General features: G+C 61.2%; 16 protein-coding genes. 10 read left to right on the top strand and 6 right to left on the bottom strand.

Annotated elements, in window-relative coordinates; genetic code table 11:
• The first annotated feature begins 57 nt into the window (after positions 1-57).
• Genes QZH45_RS02330 through QZH45_RS02320 form a run of 3 tightly spaced genes read left to right on the top strand, consistent with a single transcriptional unit; the run spans position 58 to position 3,747 of the window.
• A complete protein-coding gene (locus QZH45_RS02330; RefSeq protein ID WP_024778000.1) occupies positions 58-1,866 on the top strand; it encodes a sensor histidine kinase in 1,809 nt (602 codons plus the stop codon).
• Complete coding sequence (locus QZH45_RS02325; protein ID WP_024777999.1) at positions 1,863-3,254, top strand: sigma-54-dependent transcriptional regulator; 1,392 nt, start codon at positions 1,863-1,865, stop codon at positions 3,252-3,254. The genes QZH45_RS02330 and QZH45_RS02325 overlap by 4 nt, the downstream gene beginning before the upstream one ends.
• A 37-nt stretch (positions 3,255-3,291) precedes the next feature.
• Positions 3,292-3,747 (top strand): YiiD C-terminal domain-containing protein, encoded by a 456-nt coding sequence (locus QZH45_RS02320; protein ID WP_024777998.1) that lies wholly within the window; start codon positions 3,292-3,294, stop codon positions 3,745-3,747.
• 126 nt (positions 3,748-3,873) lie between these two features.
• Here QZH45_RS02320 and cysQ read toward each other — a convergent pair whose 3' ends face one another.
• Complete coding sequence (cysQ, locus tag QZH45_RS02315) at positions 3,874-4,701, bottom strand: 3'(2'),5'-bisphosphate nucleotidase CysQ (protein ID WP_055136779.1); 828 nt, start codon at positions 4,699-4,701, stop codon at positions 3,874-3,876.
• Entirely contained in the window at positions 4,698-5,264 is a 567-nt protein-coding gene (nudE, locus tag QZH45_RS02310; RefSeq protein ID WP_024777996.1) for an ADP compounds hydrolase NudE, read from the bottom strand. Before nudE ends, cysQ begins: the two co-directional genes overlap by 4 nt.
• An 88-nt stretch (positions 5,265-5,352) precedes the next feature.
• On the opposite strand from nudE, the gene yrfG reads away from it, so the two are divergent.
• Positions 5,353-6,015: a GMP/IMP nucleotidase gene (gene yrfG, locus QZH45_RS02305; RefSeq protein WP_055134904.1), complete on the top strand. Its 663-nt coding sequence runs from the start codon at positions 5,353-5,355 to the stop codon at positions 6,013-6,015.
• 108 nt (positions 6,016-6,123) lie between these two features.
• Here the strand turns inward: yrfG and lysM are convergent, their stop codons facing one another.
• The gene (gene lysM / locus QZH45_RS02300; RefSeq protein WP_053193142.1) at positions 6,124-6,573 is read right to left on the bottom strand and encodes a peptidoglycan-binding protein LysM; all 450 of its coding nucleotides are present in this window, start codon (positions 6,571-6,573) and stop codon (positions 6,124-6,126) included.
• Between the two features lie 136 nt (positions 6,574-6,709).
• Between lysM and QZH45_RS02295 the strand changes: the two genes are divergently transcribed.
• The 4 genes from QZH45_RS02295 (at position 6,710) to QZH45_RS02280 (ending at position 11,564) form a co-directional block, all read left to right on the top strand.
• Positions 6,710-7,597, top strand: a complete 888-nt coding sequence (locus QZH45_RS02295; protein ID WP_024777993.1) for a LysR family transcriptional regulator — start codon at positions 6,710-6,712, stop codon at positions 7,595-7,597.
• Positions 7,598-7,689: 92 nt separating this feature from the next.
• Positions 7,690-8,529: a formate dehydrogenase accessory sulfurtransferase FdhD gene (gene fdhD / locus QZH45_RS02290; RefSeq protein ID WP_053193140.1), complete on the top strand. Its 840-nt coding sequence runs from the start codon at positions 7,690-7,692 to the stop codon at positions 8,527-8,529.
• The gene (locus QZH45_RS02285) at positions 8,526-10,874 is read left to right on the top strand and encodes an FdhF/YdeP family oxidoreductase (RefSeq protein WP_055134905.1); all 2,349 of its coding nucleotides are present in this window, start codon (positions 8,526-8,528) and stop codon (positions 10,872-10,874) included. Before fdhD ends, QZH45_RS02285 begins: the two co-directional genes overlap by 4 nt.
• A 210-nt stretch (positions 10,875-11,084) precedes the next feature.
• Positions 11,085-11,564 carry a glycine zipper domain-containing protein gene (locus QZH45_RS02280; RefSeq protein WP_053193135.1) on the top strand — a complete coding sequence of 160 codons (480 nt, stop codon included), beginning with the start codon at positions 11,085-11,087 and terminating at the stop codon, positions 11,562-11,564.
• Positions 11,565-11,630: 66 nt separating this feature from the next.
• On the opposite strand, the gene QZH45_RS02275 is transcribed toward QZH45_RS02280, so the two are convergent.
• Positions 11,631-12,050: an acyl-CoA thioesterase gene (locus tag QZH45_RS02275; RefSeq protein ID WP_024777989.1), complete on the bottom strand. Its 420-nt coding sequence runs from the start codon at positions 12,048-12,050 to the stop codon at positions 11,631-11,633.
• 42 nt (positions 12,051-12,092) lie between these two features.
• Entirely contained in the window at positions 12,093-13,310 is a 1,218-nt protein-coding gene (locus QZH45_RS02270) for a 3-hydroxyacyl-CoA dehydrogenase (RefSeq protein WP_055134906.1), read from the bottom strand.
• Positions 13,311-13,572: 262 nt separating this feature from the next.
• Here QZH45_RS02270 and QZH45_RS02265 point away from each other — a divergent pair, with 262 nt between their 5' ends.
• Complete coding sequence (locus QZH45_RS02265; RefSeq protein WP_053193129.1) at positions 13,573-14,637, top strand: S8 family peptidase; 1,065 nt, start codon at positions 13,573-13,575, stop codon at positions 14,635-14,637.
• Positions 14,638-15,096: 459 nt separating this feature from the next.
• Positions 15,097-15,363, top strand: coding sequence for a hypothetical protein (locus QZH45_RS02260; protein WP_033034330.1), 267 nt, complete (start codon positions 15,097-15,099; stop codon positions 15,361-15,363).
• 166 nt (positions 15,364-15,529) lie between these two features.
• On the opposite strand, the gene QZH45_RS02255 is transcribed toward QZH45_RS02260, so the two are convergent.
• Entirely contained in the window at positions 15,530-17,074 is a 1,545-nt protein-coding gene (locus QZH45_RS02255) for a phosphoenolpyruvate carboxykinase (RefSeq protein WP_055134907.1), read from the bottom strand.
• Positions 17,075-17,076: the final 2 nt, after the last annotated feature.

Raw genomic sequence — 17,076 nt, 5'->3', positions numbered from 1 at the left:
CGTATTTCCGAGACAGGACACTAGGCATAATGCGCTTGTTCCTACAGGCGCACGTTCATGAACTCCACCCTTCCTCGCAGACCCCGTTGGCGCAGCCTGGCCTTGCTTGCACTGTGCCTGGCTCCGTTGCTATGGCCGCTGGAGCATCTGGCCGAACGCTATTACCGCAGCGAACTGGCCGGGCAGAATCGTCAGACCCTCGACCTTTACGTCGCCAACCTGCTGGGCACCCTGCACCGCTATGAGGTCATGCCGCAGATTCTCGGCGATCTGCCAGCCCTGCGTGCGGTGTTGTCTGCCCCGGACGATGAGTTCACCCAAGGCAACGCCAACCAGCTACTGAAGAACATCAGCACCCAGACCGGCGCCGAGGTGATGTACCTGATGGACGCCACCGGTAAGACCCTGGCGGCCTCGAACTGGGATAAGCACGACAGTTTCGTCGGACGCAACTTCGCCTTCCGGCCCTATTACATCGAAGCCATGGCCGGGCGCCTGGGGCGTTTCTTCGGCCTGGGCACTACGTCGGCCAAGCGTGGCTATTTCTTCGCCGCCGCCGTGCGTGAGCGTGACCGTGTCATCGGTGTGCTGGTGGTCAAGGTCGACCTGGACCACACCGAAAGCCTTTGGGGCAAAACCCCGGAGCAGCTGCTGGTGACCGATCACAACGGGGTGGTCATCCTGACTTCACGGCAGGAATGGCGATTCCGCTCGACCCGCCCGCTAAGCGACGAAGAACATAGCGCAATCAGCGCCGTGCAACCCTACCCGACCCGCGATCCGAAACCGCTGAAACTGGATCCACAGGCCTGGCTGACCCAGACCCAGACCATCGAAGAAACGGGATGGAGCGTGAGCATCCTCGCTCCACGAACCCTGATCGACCGTCCCGTGCGCACCGTCGTCGCCATCGGCGGTGCCGCCCTGCTGGTCTTGATGTTGTTGCTCGGCTTGATGATGCAACGCAGGCGACATTACCTGGACCGGATCGCCTTCGAAGGCAAGGCGCGTCAAGAACTGGAGGGCCGGGTGGCCGAGCGCACCAGCGATCTGGAAGGACTGAACCGGCGGCTGAAGCAGGAAGTCCTGGAGCGCGAGCAGGCGCAGCAGGAGCTTGTCCGCGCCCAGGATGACTTGGTGCAGGCCGGCAAGCTGTCGGCATTGGGCACCATGTCGGCCAGTATCAGCCATGAACTCAACCAGCCGCTGGCAGCGATTCGCAGCTATGCGGAAAACGCCGAGATATTGCTCGACCATCAGCGTACCGAGGACGCCAGGGGCAACCTCAAGCTGATCAATGAACTGACCGGGCGCATGGCGTCGATCATTGCTCACCTGCGGGCCTTTGCCCGCCGCGACCGCCATGCGCCGGAAAGCGTTGCCCTGCAACCGGCCCTGGACGATGCCCTGGCGCTGCTCGCCAAACGCCGGCGCAGCATGGAAGTGGAGCTGATCCGCGACCTGCCGGCTGCCACGCTGTGGGTCGAAGCTGGAGAAACTCGCTTGCGCCAGGTGCTCGGCAATCTGCTGGCCAATGCCCTCGACGCCCTGACCGAAAAAGGTCCTCCGCGCAAACTCTGGCTCAGTGCCCAGGCCACCGAAACCGGCGTCAACCTGTACATCCGCGATAACGGCCCGGGCTTTTGCATGGAAGCCCTGGGTCGTGCCGGCGAACCCTTCTATACCACCAAGACCCGTACCCAGGGCTTGGGCTTGGGGCTGGCGATCTGCGACACCCTGATGCGCGCCTTCGGTGGCGAACTGTCGTTCGCCAACCACAAGGAGGGCGGCGCCCTGATCACCCTCAAACTGCGCGCCGGCGCGCCTGGGGTAAGCTTGCAACCGTCCGAGGACCGTAGCGTATGACCATCGATAACCGCATTGAGGTGGTGCTGATCGATGACGATCCCCACCTGCGCCAGGCCCTGAGCCAGACCCTCGACCTGGCCGGCCTGAACATCCTGTCCCTGGCCGAGGCCAAAGGCCTTGCCGGGCAATTGCCCCGTGACTGGCCGGGCGTGGTGGTCAGCGACATCCGCATGCCTGGCATTGACGGCATCGAACTGCTGAATCAACTCCACGCCCAGGACCCGGAGCTGCCGGTGCTGCTGATCACCGGTCACGGCGATGTGCCGCTGGCGGTCCAGGCCATGCGCGCCGGAGCCTATGACTTTCTGGAAAAACCCTTCCCCAGCGATCACCTGCTCGACAGCGTACGCCGGGCCCTGGCCCTGCGCCGCCTGGTGCTGGACAACCGCAGCCTGCGCCTGGCCCTCAGCGACCGTCATGAACTCAGCGCCCGCCTGGTCGGCCAGTCCGCACCTATGCTGCGTTTGCGCGAGCAGATCGGCGCATTGGCGGCGACCCGTGCCGACGTGCTGATCCTCGGTGAAACCGGCGCCGGCAAGGAAGTGGTAGCCCGTGCACTGCATGATCTTTCCGGGCGGCGCAACGGCCCGTTCGTCGCGATCAACGCCGGGGCCCTGGCCGAATCGGTGGTGGAAAGCGAACTGTTCGGCCACGAACCGGGGGCCTTCACCGGCGCGCAGAAACGTCGCATCGGCAAGTTCGAGTTCGCCAATGGCGGCACGCTGTTCCTCGATGAAATCGAAAGCATGAGTCTGGATGTCCAGGTCAAGCTGCTGCGACTGTTGCAAGAGCGCGTGGTGGAGCGCCTGGGGGGCAATCAGCAGATCCCGCTGGACATCCGCGTCATCGCCGCGACCAAGGAAGACCTGCGCCAGGCCGCCGACCAGGGACGCTTTCGCGCCGACCTGTACTACCGCCTGAACGTGGCACCGTTGCGTATACCGCCGTTGCGCGAGCGGGGTGAGGATGCATTGATGCTGTTCCAGCACTTCGCTGACGAAGCCAGTATGCGCCATGGCCTGCCCCCCCATGAACTGCAGCCGGCGCAACGGGCGCTGCTGCTGCGCCACAGTTGGCCGGGCAACGTTCGGGAATTGCAGAACGCCGCCGAGCGCTTTGCCTTGGGCCTTGAACTGGCCCTGGACAACAGCGTGCCGGATGGCACGCCCGGCACACCGGCGGAAATGATCAGCGGCGGGTTGAGCGAACAGGTCGAGAATTTCGAGAGAACCCTTATCGCCGCCGAGTTGGCCCGTCCCCACAGTTCGGTACGCAGCCTCGCCGAGGCCTTGGGCATTCCGCGCAAGACCCTGCACGACAAGTTGCGCAAGCATGGGCTGACCTTCGGCGACAGCAGCTCTGGCGCAGCCGATGAGTCCGATTGAGTTATCGTGTCTTCCCTTACAAGCAAGAGGCCCGGCGATGAACCGCGACAGCCGTTACCTGGAATCGATCCTGCACCACGACATCCCGTTGACCCGCGACATGGGCCTCAAGGTGCTCGATTGGAAGGCACGGCAACTGCGCCTGTTCCTGCCGTTGGAGGCCAACGTCAATCACAAGAGCACCATGTTCGGCGGCAGCCTGTATTGCGGCGCCGTGCTCGGCGGCTGGGGCTGGCTGCACCTGGCCCTGCGCGAGGAAGGCATTGAGGACGGGCATATCGTGATCCAGGAAGGGCAGATCAGCTATCCGTTACCGGTGACCCGAGACGCGGCAGTCATCTGCGACGCGCCCGAGGAGAAGGTATGGAAGCGTTTCCTGGCCACCTACCAGCGTTACGGACGGGCGCGGTTGTCCCTGCAGACGCGAGTGGTGAATGACGGCAGTGAAGAAGCGGCGGTGCGGTTTGAGGGGCAGTACGTGTTGCACCGCTGACAGGGCTGTCACAACCCTCTGTGGCGAGGGGATCTCTGTGGGAGCAAGGCTTGCCCGCGATAGGAACGATGTGCTCTTTCGGACATCGGGGCGTTCGTTTCGCGAGCAAGCTTTGCTCCCATAGACTCAGGAACGGGCGAGCGCCAGCAATTGCTCACGCCACGCCGCTTTCGCCGGCAATGCCAGGAAAGACGTATTCAGCAACGACTCCCGTGGCGGATAACAGAACCGCTCGCCGCTCAAGTCCAATACCTCGCCGCCCGCGCCTTCCAGTACACCCTGGGCCGCGGCGGTGTCCCACTGGGAAGTCGGCGCCAGCCGTGGATAGCAATCCGCCGCGCCTTCGGCCACCAGGCAGAACTTCAATGAACTGCCGATGCTGGTGAGCTGCAACTCCCCCAGGCTCTGGCTCAATCCGCTCAAGAGACGCTCCTGCTCCGGACTGGTATGACGGCGACTCGCAACCACGGTGAACGCCTCGCCAGGCGCCAGCACGTTACGCACCCCTACCGACTCAGGCTCGGCGCCCTTGTCGCCACGCCAGGCGCCCAGCCCCGCGCCGCCGACGTAGAAGCGGTCGTTGGTGGGCATCGATACCACGCCAAATACCACGCACCCCCGCTCGATCAGCGCAATGTTGACGGTAAACTCCTCGCTACCGGAAATGAACTCCTTGGTCCCATCCAGCGGATCCACCAACCACCAGCGCTGCCAGCCGGCGCGTACATCCTGGGCAATATTGGCGTCCTCTTCGGAGAGGATCGGGATATCCGGGGCCAAGGCCGTCAACCCGGCCACGATGACATCGTGAGCGGCCATATCCGCAGCAGTAACCGGAGACTCGTCGGCCTTGTGGACAACCTGCACGTTGGCTCGCCAGAAAGGCAGGATCGCCTCGCCTGCCTTGAGCGCCAGTTCGACCACCGGGGCCATCATGGGATGAGGGTATTTCATGCCAGGAACGCTCCACGCAAAGTCAGCAGGTCGCGGGCCAGGTACAACGCCGCCAAGGCGCGGCCCTCGGTGAATTGTGGGTTTTGCGCCAGGGACGACAATTCCCGCAGGTTGATCCTGTCCACGCGCATCGGTTCAGGCTCGTCACCTTCCAGGCGCTCTTCGTACAGATCCGTCGCCAGCACCACCTGGATTTTCTGGCTCATATAGCCGGGAGACAACGATAGCTCAGTCAGGTGTTCCAACTGACGCGCGCCAAAACCGGCCTCTTCCTTGAGCTCGCGCTCGGCCGCCGCCAGCACGTCCTCACCCGGCTCAATCAGGCCCTTGGGCAGCGACAGCTCGTAAGCGTCGGTGCCGCCGCAATACTCTTCCACCAACACTGCGTGGTCGGCATCGATCATCGCCACGATCATCACCGCGCCGTAACCCGTGCCCTTGCTCGCCAAACGCTCGTAGGTGCGCTCCACGCCATTGGAAAAACGCAGCTTCAGTTCCTCCACGCAGAACAATCGGCTGGTGGCGACGATCCGTCGATCGAGTATGGTGGGTTTCTGGCGCATAAACGGCTCCCTGGGCGATAGCAGGCTACTATACCCGGCCTATTCTGAATGTTTGTGGCGGATATCCGATTACCGCTGGAGAAGTTTTATGGCCTTGCTGCCCTGGCACAAGATCGACACGGTGCTGCTGGACATGGACGGCACCTTGCTGGACCTGCATTACGACAACCATTTCTGGATGGAACACCTGCCTCAGCGCTACGCCGAACTGCATGGCGTGAGCCGGGCCATGGCCGAACTGGAACTGCAACCACTGTTCGAACGCAAAGCCGGCCAGTTGCAATGGTACTGCCTGGATTTCTGGAGCACTGAGCTGAATCTGCCAGTGCGCGAGCTGAAACTGGAAACCGCGCACCTGATCGCCCTGCGCCCGGATGCCGACACATTCCTGGCGGCGATCCAGCGAGCCGGCAAACGCGTGGTGATGATCACCAATGCCCACCGTGACTCGTTGTCCCTGAAGCTGGAGCGCATTGAGCTTGCCCCTTATTTCGAGCGCTTGATCAGCTCCCATGACTACGGCTTCCCCAAGGAGAACCCGCAATTCTGGGATGCATTGAAAGCCGACCTGAACTTCGACCCGGCTCGTAGCCTGTTCATCGACGACACCTTGCCGGTATTGCGCAGTGCTCGGGATTTCGGCGTAGCCCATCTGCTGGCCGTCAGCGAACCGGATAGCCGCAAGGGGCCGAAGGACACGGGGGAGTTCGAGGCGCTGAGGGACTATCGGGACCTGATTGCAGGGCTTTGAATCCCATGCCGCCACCGCGAGCAGGCTCGCTCCCACGAGGGATCTTCGGTTTCCAGCGATCCCTGTGGGAGCGAGCCTGCTCGCGATAGGGGCTATGCGGTCCCGAGCCTACTCAGGGATGCGCAAGGACTGCCCCGGGTAGATCCTGTCCGGATTTTTGAGCATCGGTTTGTTAGCCTCGAAGATTTTCTGGTATTTGTTCGCATCGCCATAGACACGCTTGGCAATCGCACTCAAGGTGTCACCTTTTTCGACCGTGACGAATCTGGCCTCCTTCGCGACCGGACCAGTCACAGTGATCTGATCATCGACACTGCTGATACCTGCCACATTACCCAACGCCAACAGGATTTTCTCCTTCTCTTCCTGACTCGCGGCTTCACCCGTGGCTACGACTTTTTCGCCCTCGACTTTCACCTGGATTTTCGAAGTATCAATGCCTGTCAGCGCGCTCTGCACGTGCCGGGTCAGCGCTTCGCCATTGGCCTGCGCCTTGTCGGGTGTCAACGCATCAAGAATTTTCTCACCGGCATCTTTCAAGAAACTGAAAAGGCTCATCGTATTTTCTCCCTGGGTTTGAATGTCCAGACGTAACAGCCTAGACCCGAACGAGACGAGCCTCGTTCCCGAGCGACCAATGACCGCGCCACACGCAGGCGCTAGAATTCGAATCTCCCCGCGCCCTGGAGCGAAGATGGACATCAAGCAGCTGAAATTTCTCATCGCGCTGGACGAAACCCGCCACTTCGGCCAGGCCGCCGCACGCTGTCACATCACCCAACCGACCTTGTCGATGCGCCTGCGCAGCCTTGAAGAGGAGCTTGATCTGCCACTGGTCAATCGCGGCCAGCGATTCGAAGGCTTCACCGCGCCGGGAGAGCGGGTGCTGGCCTGGGCACGCACGGTGCTGGCGGCTTATGACGGTCTGCAGGCCGAAGCGGCAGCCTGCCGTGGCAATCTGGCCGGTACCCTGCGCCTGGGTGTGGTGCCCCTGTCCGACTTCGACCCGTTGTCGATGATGCAAAGGCTGCACGCCGAGCACCCTGATCTGCACTTCGAGCTGTCGTCCCTGAGTTCCGAGCAGATCCTCGAACAACTGGCAAGCAACCGCATCGACCTGGGGGTGTCCTACCTTGAGCGCCTGGACAACGAGCGCTTCGAATCGCTGCCGTTCAGCCCCACTCGCATGGGCCTGCTGTACGACCAGCGCTTTTTTTTCTTCGGAGAACAACCACTGACCTGGCAAGCGCTGATCGAGCTCCCCCTGGGCATGCTCACCAGCGGCATGCACTTCCGACAGTCCATTGATCACAACTTCCACAGCCGCAGCCTCGCGCCTCGCCCACTGTTGCAGACCGACGCGGTGCATCAGCTCCTGCAAGCCGTCCATGGTGGACTGTGTTGCGCGGTGATGCCGTTGAACAGCGGCCTGGATGTCTTGACCGAAGACCTGCGCATGCAGCCCATCGTCGACGCTCAAACATTGGTCCCCCTGGGGCTCATCATGCGCCGCGGTGCCCCGCGCTCGGCGTTGGCGGAGGCCTGTTTTGCCCTATATCAGAAATCAACAGTAACATCTTGATCGACGTCATCTATCGACAGATCGGTAATAGCGATTAGACGCGGCAGATTGCCGCATTTAGTCTTGTCACTATTCGAACCGTCGGTGATGCCATGAAAGCCAAGCCTCCGGCCTGTCCGGCGCCCACCGCGCAAACACCTGCGCCCAGCGCCAGCCAGAGCTACTACTACAGCAACCTGGACCACGCCCAAATGGAGAGCACGGAGCTCGCCGAGGAAGTGGCGTTGGCGATCGCCTATAACGGCATCAGCCAGGCCGTCATGCTGGTCACCCCAACCGATCTCGAGGATTTCATCGTCGGTTTCAGCCTGGGCAGCGGCATCATCGAAGACCCGTCGGACATCTATGACCTGCAACTGAGCGGCACCGGCTCTGCACAGTATGCCCAGGTGACCATCGCCAACCGCGCCTTCTGGAACCTCAAGCAACAGCGCCGGCAACTGGCCGGCACCAGTGGCTGCGGGCTCTGCGGCGTGGAAGCCGTGGAACAGGCACTGCCAGACCTGAAAGTGCTGCCCGGCGCACCGCTGCCACCCGCACAATGGCTCGATGGCCTGCGCCAGCGCATCAGCCAGTTCCAACCCCTGGGCCAGCACTGTGGCGCGGTACACGCGGCGCTGTTCATGAATGGCCAGGGTGAACTGTTGCTGGGCCGCGAAGACATCGGTCGACACAACGCCCTCGACAAGCTGATCGGCGCATTGGTCCGGCAACAGATTCCAGTGGCCAATGGCGTGGCGATCGTGACCAGTCGCTGCAGCCTCGAACTGATCCAGAAGGTGTTGCGGGCCGGCATCCAGACGTTGGTCAGCCTGTCATCTCCCACCGGCCTGGCCGTGCAGTGGGCCCGTAAACACAACCTCAATCTTATCCACCTGCCGCAAAAAAGTGAGCCGCGGGTCTACAGCCCTGCGATGGAGAAACACGCGTGAGCAAGCCTCAACAAGCCGACCGCAAGCCCGTACCCCGCTATAAGCCCTACAAGGGCCCGGCCGGTGGTTGGGGTGCGCTGATCAGTGTCACCCAGGCCTGGTTGACCAGTGATAACGCGCTGAAGAATCTGCGCATGATGCTCAAGACCAACCAGAACGGCGGCTTCGACTGCCCGGGCTGTGCCTGGGGGGATTCGCCGGAAAGCGGCATGGTGAAGTTCTGCGAAAACGGCGCCAAGGCGGTGAACTGGGAAGCGACCAAACGCCGTGTCGATGGAGCATTTTTCGCCAGGCACAGTGTCAGTTCATTGCTGGAGCAAAGCGATTACTGGCTCGAATACCAGGGTCGCCTGACCGAGCCGATGAGTTATGACGCCGAAACCGATCGCTACAAGCCCATCAGTTGGGAAGCGGCGTTTGCTCTGATCGGAAAACACCTGAAAGGGCTGTCCAGCCCGAACCAGGCCGAGTTCTATACTTCCGGCCGTGCCAGCAATGAAGCGGCGTATCTGTACCAATTGTTCGTGCGCGCTTTCGGCACCAACAACTTCCCCGACTGCTCGAACATGTGCCACGAAGCCAGCGGTGTGGCGCTGTCCCAGAGTGTCGGTGTGGGTAAGGGCACGGTGACATTCGACGATTTCGAGCACTCCGACTCAATTTTCGTCTGGGGCCAGAACCCGGGAACCAACCACCCAAGGATGCTCGAGCCGCTGCGCGAAGCAGTGAAGCGCGGCGCACATGTGGTGTGCATCAATCCACTCAAGGAACGTGGCCTGGAGCGCTTCCAGCACCCCCAGAACCCGTTCGAGATGCTCACCAACGGCAACAAACCCACCAACACCGCTTTTTTCCGCCCGGCCCTGGGCGGCGACATGGCCATCTTGCGCGGGATGGCGAAGTTCCTGCTGCAATGGGAACGTGAGGCGCAACTAAGCGGCGCCCCCGCCGTGTTCGACCACGCATTTCTCAACGAGCACAGTGCCAACGTTCTGGAATACCTGGCCGTGGTCGACGACACCTCGTGGGAGCAGATTGTCGAGCAATCGGGCCTGGCCCTGGTGGAGATCGAACAGGCTGCGCGCATGTATGCCAACAGCAAGAACGTGATCATGTGCTGGGCGATGGGCATCACCCAACATCGTCACTCGGTGGCGACCATCCAGGAAATCGCCAACCTGATGATGCTGCGCGGCAACATCGGCCGGCCAGGTGCAGGCCTGTGTCCGGTTCGTGGCCACAGCAACGTGCAGGGCGACCGGACCATGGGGATCAACGAGCGCCCACCTGCAGCGTTCCTCGACACATTGGAGCGGCGCTTCCAATTCAAGGTACCGCGGGAGAACGGCCACAACGTCGTCGAGGCGATCCACGCCATGGCAGCCGGCCAGGCGAAAGTGTTTATCGGTCTGGGTGGCAACTTCGCCCAGGCCACCCCGGACAGTCACCGGACTTTCCAGGCCCTGAGCAATTGCGACCTGACTGTACAGATCAGCACCAAGCTCAACCGCAGCCACCTGGCCCACGGGAAGGAAGCGTTGATCCTGCCATGCCTGGGTCGCACCGACATCGACCGGCAAGCCGCCGGCTCGCAAGCGGTCACTGTCGAAGACTCTTTCAGCATGGTCCATGCTTCCAATGGACAATTGGAACCCTTGTCGGACCAGATGCGTTCCGAGCCCTGGATCATTGCCGGCATGGCTGCTGCCACCCTGGGTGATCGTCCGGTGGATTGGAGCTGGCTGGTGGCCGACTACGGTCGCATCCGCGACCTGATCGCCGATACCATTCCCGGTTTCAAGGACTTCAACGAGAAACTGCACAACCCTGGCGGCTTCTACCTGGGCAACAGCGCCAGCACACGTCGTTGGAGTACCCCGTCGGGCCGCGCCAACTTCAAGGCCAATCGATTGCCCGCTGATCTGGTGCATGAGCGCACCCGGGCCACCGGTCGGTTGCCAGACCTGATCCTGCAGTCCATGCGCTCCCACGACCAGTACAACACCACTATCTACGGCCTCAATGACCGTTATCGTGGCGTGAAAGGTCAGCGTGACGTGCTGTTCGTCAATGAAGCCGACATCATTCGCCTGGGCTTCAAGCCAGGACAGAAGGCCGATATCGTCTCGCTCTGGGATGACGGGCGCGAGCGGCGGGTCAAGGGGTTTACCCTGCTGGCTTTCGACATCCCTGCAGGGCAGGCTGCCGCCTACTACCCAGAGGTGAATCCATTGGTTCCGCTGGAAAGCACTGGCGAGGAGAGCGACACGCCAACCTCCAAGTTCGTGGCGATTCGCCTGGAGGCGGCGAGCGAGAATGGGTTGATCCTGGCCCAGTCTGCCTGACCGGCTCTTTTCGCCCGCCCACAAAAAAGGCCGTTTCCCATGGAAAACGGCCTGTCCGAAGTAGCTAAAGACCGGCACAAAAGCATTAAGTTCCGCCGGAAAAACAATAACTTAGAGAATTGTGCACAAGTCGTGCTACTCGTCGGATTTCGATTGTCACCAAGCGAAGCCAGCCTCAGGATCGCGCCGTCATCCCTTTGAGGCTCCTCTATGAAGTTCTCCTCCATTCTCTTGTTGTCCCTTGGCCTGATCAGTGGCGTCGCGTCTGCCGGCGGCACCGCCGAAGCAGGTGTGGGCGGCGCATTGGGCGGGGTTTTGGGTTCGGTCGTCGGCCAGTCCCTGGGCGGCAATACCGGTTCTACCATCGGCGCGGCCCTTGGCGGCGCGGGCGGTAGTGCCGTCGGTGCAGATAAACACAGCCGCGGCGAAGCGGCGATCGGCGGCGCACTGGGCGCAGCCGGCGGTAACGTGGTCGGGCGTAGCGTCGGTGGCAGCACCGGCAGCTTGATCGGTGCAGCGGCAGGCGGTGGCGCCGGCGGTGCACTGGGTAACTACATGGGCAAGGATGATGATAACGATCGTCGTTATTATGACGGTCGCCGCGGTGACCGCCGCTACTACCGTGACCGCCATCCGGGTCGTGGCCACGCCTACGGGCATCGCAAGCATCACCGCTACTACCGCGACTGATTGCTGACTGACAGCGGCCGCTGAATATCGCAGCCTACCGCTTGCCGGAGGCTGCGATTTTTCGTTTCAAACGACCAACTGCTCCAGGGCCGTACGCAGTCGATCCGGAATCGCCACCGGCCGATTCGACGCCCGATCCACGAACACATGCACGAAGCGCCCCGCCGCGCAGGCCTCCTCCTCACCGGCCTTGAACACAGCCAGTTCGTATTGCACCGAACTACTGCCCAACTTCCCGACCCGCAAGCCCATTTCAATTCGCTCGGGGAATGCGATGGACGCAAAGTAGTCGCAAGCCGAACTCACCACAAACGCCACGACCTCCCCATCCTGGATATCCAGGCCGCCGACCTCGATCAGATAGGTGTTCACCGCCGTATCGAAGAAGCTGTAGTAGGTGACGTTGTTGACGTGACCGTACACGTCATTGTCATGCCAGCGCGTGGTGATGGCTTGCATGTAAGGATATTCGGCACGTTGGGGCATCAGTTGTCCTTTTCGGTCGTCAGTGGTCGTTGCGCAAAATGGTTACAGCTGGGCGAACCCCTTGCCCTGTGCCGCAAGCTCCCCAATCAGACGCGCAGGCCTCCACTGGTCCCCCTGCTTCGTTTCGAGCTCCAACAGTCGCGCGTGGATATTCTCCAGCCCCTGCTGGTCAGCCCAGGCCATCGGACCACCTTTGTCCGCCGGAAACCCGTAACCGTTGAGGTACACCAGGTCGATGTCGTGGGCCGACCCGGCAATGCCTTCTTGCAGGATCTTTGCCCCCTCGTTGACCAATGCCAGCAGGCAGCGCTCGAGAATTTCCCCGCTGCCGACTTCCCGACGTTGAAAACCCAGTTCTTCACTGACCCGCTGAACCAGTGCATCGACTTCTACGTCGTGCTCGGCCTGTCGGCTGCCGGCCTCGTAGTGGTAATACCCGTTGCCGCTTTTCTGACCGAACCGCCCGAGCTCGCACAGGCGGTTATCCACCTGCACCTCGGGCGCATCCTGGCCTTTGCCCGCCAGTTCCCGTGCACGCCACTCCAGATCGATCCCGACCACGTCGTACATCCGGAACGGCCCCATGGCAAAGCCGAAGCCCTGCAACGCCGCATCGATCTGATGGGGAAACGCGCCCTCCAGCAACATCTTGCGAGCTTCCAGCACATAAGGGTGAAGCATCCGGTTGCCGATGAAGCCGTGACAATTGCCCGAGATCACACTGACCTTGCCCATGCGGCTGCCCAGCTCCAGCGCTGCATCCAGCACCGCTTTGGAGGTCTGCGCGCCGCGAACGATTTCCAGCAGTTTCATGATGTGCGCCGGGCTGAAGAAATGCAGGCCCAGAACCTGGCCTGGCCGGCGCGTGACGGCGGCGATGGCGTCGATGTCCAGGGCCGATGTGTTGCTCGCCAGAATGGCCTCGGGCTTGAGCAGGCCATCCAGCTCGCCGAAGATCTGTTGTTTGAGTTCGAGGTTCTCATAAACAGCTTCGATCACCAGATCCACATCACGGATCGCCGCATAGTCGCCTGCCCTGCTCACCCTGGCGATCCGGGCATCGGCTTCACTTTGGTCGATACGACCCTGGCGCACGCCATGGGCATAGGTCTCAGCCACGGCTGCGAGCGCCTGCTCGAGCATCTGCGGATTGTTGTCGACCCACCGCACCATCACTCCGGCATTGGCCAGGCACATCACGATGCCTCGCCCCATGGTCCCTGCACCGATCACAGCGGCGTGCTCAATAATCTGGCTCATGTCTGTTCTCTCGTCGGCGATCCAAAGACAGCCTTCACCTTAGTCAGCCACTGGCTGTTTTTGAAATTTATTCGTGTGATGAGCGGCATTCAGCGAATGGATGCAGCCACGGCTGCCTTCCTTCTTGCCACGAGGTGATACAAAACCGGGCACTTTGATGCCTCGTTCCGGCGTTGCTTGCGGGTTAAGGTGCACCGTCAATTCACGCGCTACATCGGGCCAGGAGGCCCGGTGATCAAGAGCCCTGTTCAAGGACTGAACCATGCCACACCTGTTTTCCGCACTACGCGCCCTGGCCATCACGTCAGCGTCATTGCTGGCCGGCTGCCTGACCCTTGCTGAACGATCCGGCGTGGAACCCGCCGTGTTCGAAACCCCGGAGTATCTCGCGCAACAAGGCCTGTCCGTCGTAAAAGCATCGGCCTTGTATGCACGTGGCGGCACCGGCCAGGAAGTAACCGTGGCGCTGGTCGACTCCGGGCTCAACGCCCACCTGCAGGAGTTCGAAGGCAGACTGAATGATCCGGGATACGACTATGTCGAGGGTCGTCCTGGCACGGTTGACCGAGTCGGCCACGGCACCCAGATGGCGGGTATCCTCGCCGCCAACAAGGATAATCAGGGCATGCATGGGATCGCCTTCAACGCCCGGCTGATCCCCTTTCGCTTTGGCGACGACAACGAGCCGTTTTTCTTCGACAGCGAAATCGCCCAATCCTGGCAAAGTGGCTTCGACAAGGGCGCCCGCCTGTTCAACAACTCCTGGGCCAACGCCATCCCCGCAACCGAAATCAACGAATCACGTTACAACCAGGTAATGCCTGACTCATTGGCCGTCGCCCGAAAGCTGGTATCGGAAGGCGCCGTGTTTGTCTTTCCGACCGGCAATGAACTCAGGCGCGAACCCTTGGCCGAACCGGGGTTGCCAGTGGCATTGCCGGAGCTGGAAAAGGGCTGGATCGCGGTCGTTGCACTGAAGAACGACGGCAGCGCCATCAATGGTAAATCCAATTATTGCGGGGTCGCCGCAGCTTGGTGCATCGCCGTTCCCGGTGGGGACGCAGGCGCTCAGGCGGGCCTGCTCACTGTCGCCAAGGATGGACGTTACGTACACACCGCCGGCACCTCTCCGGCTGCGGCCTTGGTCACCGGCGCATTGGCTGCGCTGCAAAGCCGCTATCCACAACTCAAGCCGCAGCAGATACGCGAACACCTGCTGGCGACCAGCAACCGCACGGGCATCTATGCCAACAGCGACGCCTACGGCCGAGGGTTGATGGACCTTGAAGCAGCTTCTCGACGCACTCCTGCCTCAATGGTTGATTGATCAACTTTCAAAGGGAAAATCCATGTCGCACAAACTGACCCTCCTCTTCGTCATCACCACATCCCTGCTGTTGGGCGGATGCATGAAACTCCCAGAAATACCTCCATTGCTTGCCCACTGCAAAGCCCCGACCAAAACGCCTGCGACTTCATTGCCTGGCTGACCCTGGACAACGACACGTTTCGCTCAGCAAGTGTCTGATAGGGGCGTGATCTATTACGGCCCTATCAGAAGCAACCTACCGCCTCTTGGGCAAGTCCTACGGTGCTTGTGTAGGAACTAACTGAGAGGTACGCGGAAAAGGGGGCAGCCGGCAACCATCAAGAATGAAGCGCTCATCGAGCGTCAGACGCCGGCAAAAATCCTACGCAACCTGTCCCCCCAGGCCATATTGCGGACGCCGAATAGAGCTCTCTATAGTCCACGGCGCGATTCAAAAGTCGTACTGAAGAGGCTCAAATGCAAATATCCAACCCGCCTGTCGAGCAATACCAACGGCTCAACAGCACACCTGTCCTGGTCATCGACACCGAGGCAGATCTCCAGCACCTCTGCGACGCCGCCGCCCAACGAATCCAAGCCTCCAGCAACCTGCTCGAAACCCTGCATTGCCTTTGTTTCGAGCATGCCGATGTAAAGGACATCCCCAGCATCGTCCATGCGCTTTATCTATTGGTTCAGGACGGCAGCGAACTGCTGGAGGTGGTACGGCAGCGATTGCGCTAGGCATCAGGGCCTGCGGGATCGTTAGAGGACTAAGTAGCAATCTTCTGGCTGTTCAGGTGGAATGATTCCAGTCCTCAGCCAAAGCGGACGTGCGTGAGGGATGGACACGAATAACCGATCAAAAAAAACCGCCCCGAAGGACGGTTTTCTATTCGCGGACCAAACCTTACAACTGCGGACCCGCAGCCTTGATCGCGTCGCTCACTTCGAACTTCTTGAAGTTTTCGGTGAACAGGCCAGCCAAAGCCTTGGCGGCTTCATCGTAGGCAGCCTTGTCGGCCCAGGTGTTGCGTGGGTTCAACAGGCCGGTCTCGACACCTGGAACGGCCAGCGGCACGTCCAGATTGATGATATCCAGGTGTTCGGTTTCAGCACCAATCAGCGCACCGCTCTGGATCGCCGCGATCACCGCACGGGTGGTCGGGATATTGAAGCGTTTGCCGACACCGTAGCCACCGCCGGTCCAGCCGGTGTTGACCAGGTAGACCTTGGAGCCGAAGCCACGGATACGCTTGATCAGCAGTTCCGCGTATTCACCGGCCGGGCGCGGGAAGAACGGAGCGCCGAAGCAGGTGGAGAAGGTCGACTTGATACCGCTGCCCGAACCCATTTCGGTCGAGCCCACCAATGCGGTGTAACCCGACAGGAAATGGTAGGCGGCTTGTTCTTCGCTGAGGATCGACACTGGTGGCAACACACCGGTCAGGTCACAGGTCAGGAAGATCACGGCGTTAGGCTCACCACCGAGGTTCTTCGGTGCGCGTTTCTCGATCAGTTCACGCGGGTAGGCGGCGCGGCTGTTCTGGGTCAGGCTGTCGTCGGCGTAATCCGCTTTCTTGGTGACCGGGTCCAGGACGACGTTTTCCAGTACGGCGCCGTGCTGGATGGCTTTCCAGATCACCGGCTCGTTCTTCTCGGACAGGTCGATGCACTTGGCATAGCAACCGCCTTCGATGTTGAAAACCACACCCACGCCCCAGCCGTGCTCGTCGTCACCGATCAGGTAGCGGCTTTCGTCGGCAGACAGGGTAGTCTTGCCGGTGCCAGACAAACCGAAGAACAGGGTCACATCGCCCTCTTCGCCCATGTTCGCGGCGCAGTGCATCGGCAGTACGTCAACAGCCGGCAGCAGGAAGTTCTGGACGGAGAACAAGGCCTTCTTCATCTCACCGGCGTAGCGCATGCCGGCGATGAGGACTTTCTTGGCCGCGAAGTTGATGATCACGGTACCGTCGGAGTTGGTACCGTCACGCTCAGGCTCGCAGACGAAGTCCGGCGCGTTGAGGATCTGCCATTCATCCTTGCCACCGGCATTGTACTGCTCGGGGTTGATGAACAGGCAACGACCGAACAGGTTGTGCCAGGCTGTCTCGGTGGTCATCTTGACCGGGAGGTAGTGCGCAGGATCGGAACCTACATGCACGTGGGACACAAAACGCTCGCGCTCGGCCAGGTAGGCTTCAACGCGGTCCCACAGGGCATCGAACTTGTCGGCCGGGAACTTGCGGTTGATCGGGCCCCAGGCAATGGCGTTCTGGGTGGTCGGTTCTTCTACGATGAAACGGTCGGCAGGCGAGCGACCGGTACGATGACCGGTACGAACCACCAGCGCGCCAGTATCGGCAAGCTCGCCTTCACCGCGATTCAGGGCTTCTTTGACCAGATCATTGACACTCAGATCGGTGTACACGGCGTTATTGGCTTGCGTCATGT

Source organism: Pseudomonas corrugata (genome assembly GCF_050920615.1).
In the GTDB taxonomy this organism is placed as follows: domain Bacteria; phylum Pseudomonadota; class Gammaproteobacteria; order Pseudomonadales; family Pseudomonadaceae; genus Aquipseudomonas; species Aquipseudomonas corrugata.
This window is presented reverse-complemented; position numbering and strand designations above follow the sequence as displayed.

Excerpts from the sequence above, each read along its gene's own strand:
- QZH45_RS02330 (WP_024778000.1), top strand. The coding sequence starts at position 58 with ATGAACTCCACCCTTCCTCGCAGACCCCGTTGGCGCAGCCTGGCCTTG.
- QZH45_RS02325 (WP_024777999.1), top strand. The coding sequence starts at position 1,863 with ATGACCATCGATAACCGCATTGAGGTGGTGCTGATCGATGACGATCCC.
- QZH45_RS02320 (WP_024777998.1), top strand. The coding sequence starts at position 3,292 with ATGAACCGCGACAGCCGTTACCTGGAATCGATCCTGCACCACGACATC.
- cysQ (WP_055136779.1), bottom strand. The coding sequence starts at position 4,701 with ATGAAATACCCTCATCCCATGATGGCCCCGGTGGTCGAACTGGCGCTC.
- nudE (WP_024777996.1), bottom strand. The coding sequence starts at position 5,264 with ATGCGCCAGAAACCCACCATACTCGATCGACGGATCGTCGCCACCAGC.
- yrfG (WP_055134904.1), top strand. The coding sequence starts at position 5,353 with ATGGCCTTGCTGCCCTGGCACAAGATCGACACGGTGCTGCTGGACATG.
- lysM (WP_053193142.1), bottom strand. The coding sequence starts at position 6,573 with ATGAGCCTTTTCAGTTTCTTGAAAGATGCCGGTGAGAAAATTCTTGAT.
- QZH45_RS02295 (WP_024777993.1), top strand. The coding sequence starts at position 6,710 with ATGGACATCAAGCAGCTGAAATTTCTCATCGCGCTGGACGAAACCCGC.
- fdhD (WP_053193140.1), top strand. The coding sequence starts at position 7,690 with ATGAAAGCCAAGCCTCCGGCCTGTCCGGCGCCCACCGCGCAAACACCT.
- QZH45_RS02280 (WP_053193135.1), top strand. The coding sequence starts at position 11,085 with ATGAAGTTCTCCTCCATTCTCTTGTTGTCCCTTGGCCTGATCAGTGGC.
- QZH45_RS02275 (WP_024777989.1), bottom strand. The coding sequence starts at position 12,050 with ATGCCCCAACGTGCCGAATATCCTTACATGCAAGCCATCACCACGCGC.
- QZH45_RS02270 (WP_055134906.1), bottom strand. The coding sequence starts at position 13,310 with ATGAGCCAGATTATTGAGCACGCCGCTGTGATCGGTGCAGGGACCATG.
- QZH45_RS02265 (WP_053193129.1), top strand. The coding sequence starts at position 13,573 with ATGCCACACCTGTTTTCCGCACTACGCGCCCTGGCCATCACGTCAGCG.
- QZH45_RS02260 (WP_033034330.1), top strand. The coding sequence starts at position 15,097 with ATGCAAATATCCAACCCGCCTGTCGAGCAATACCAACGGCTCAACAGC.
- QZH45_RS02255 (WP_055134907.1), bottom strand. The coding sequence starts at position 17,074 with ATGACGCAAGCCAATAACGCCGTGTACACCGATCTGAGTGTCAATGAT.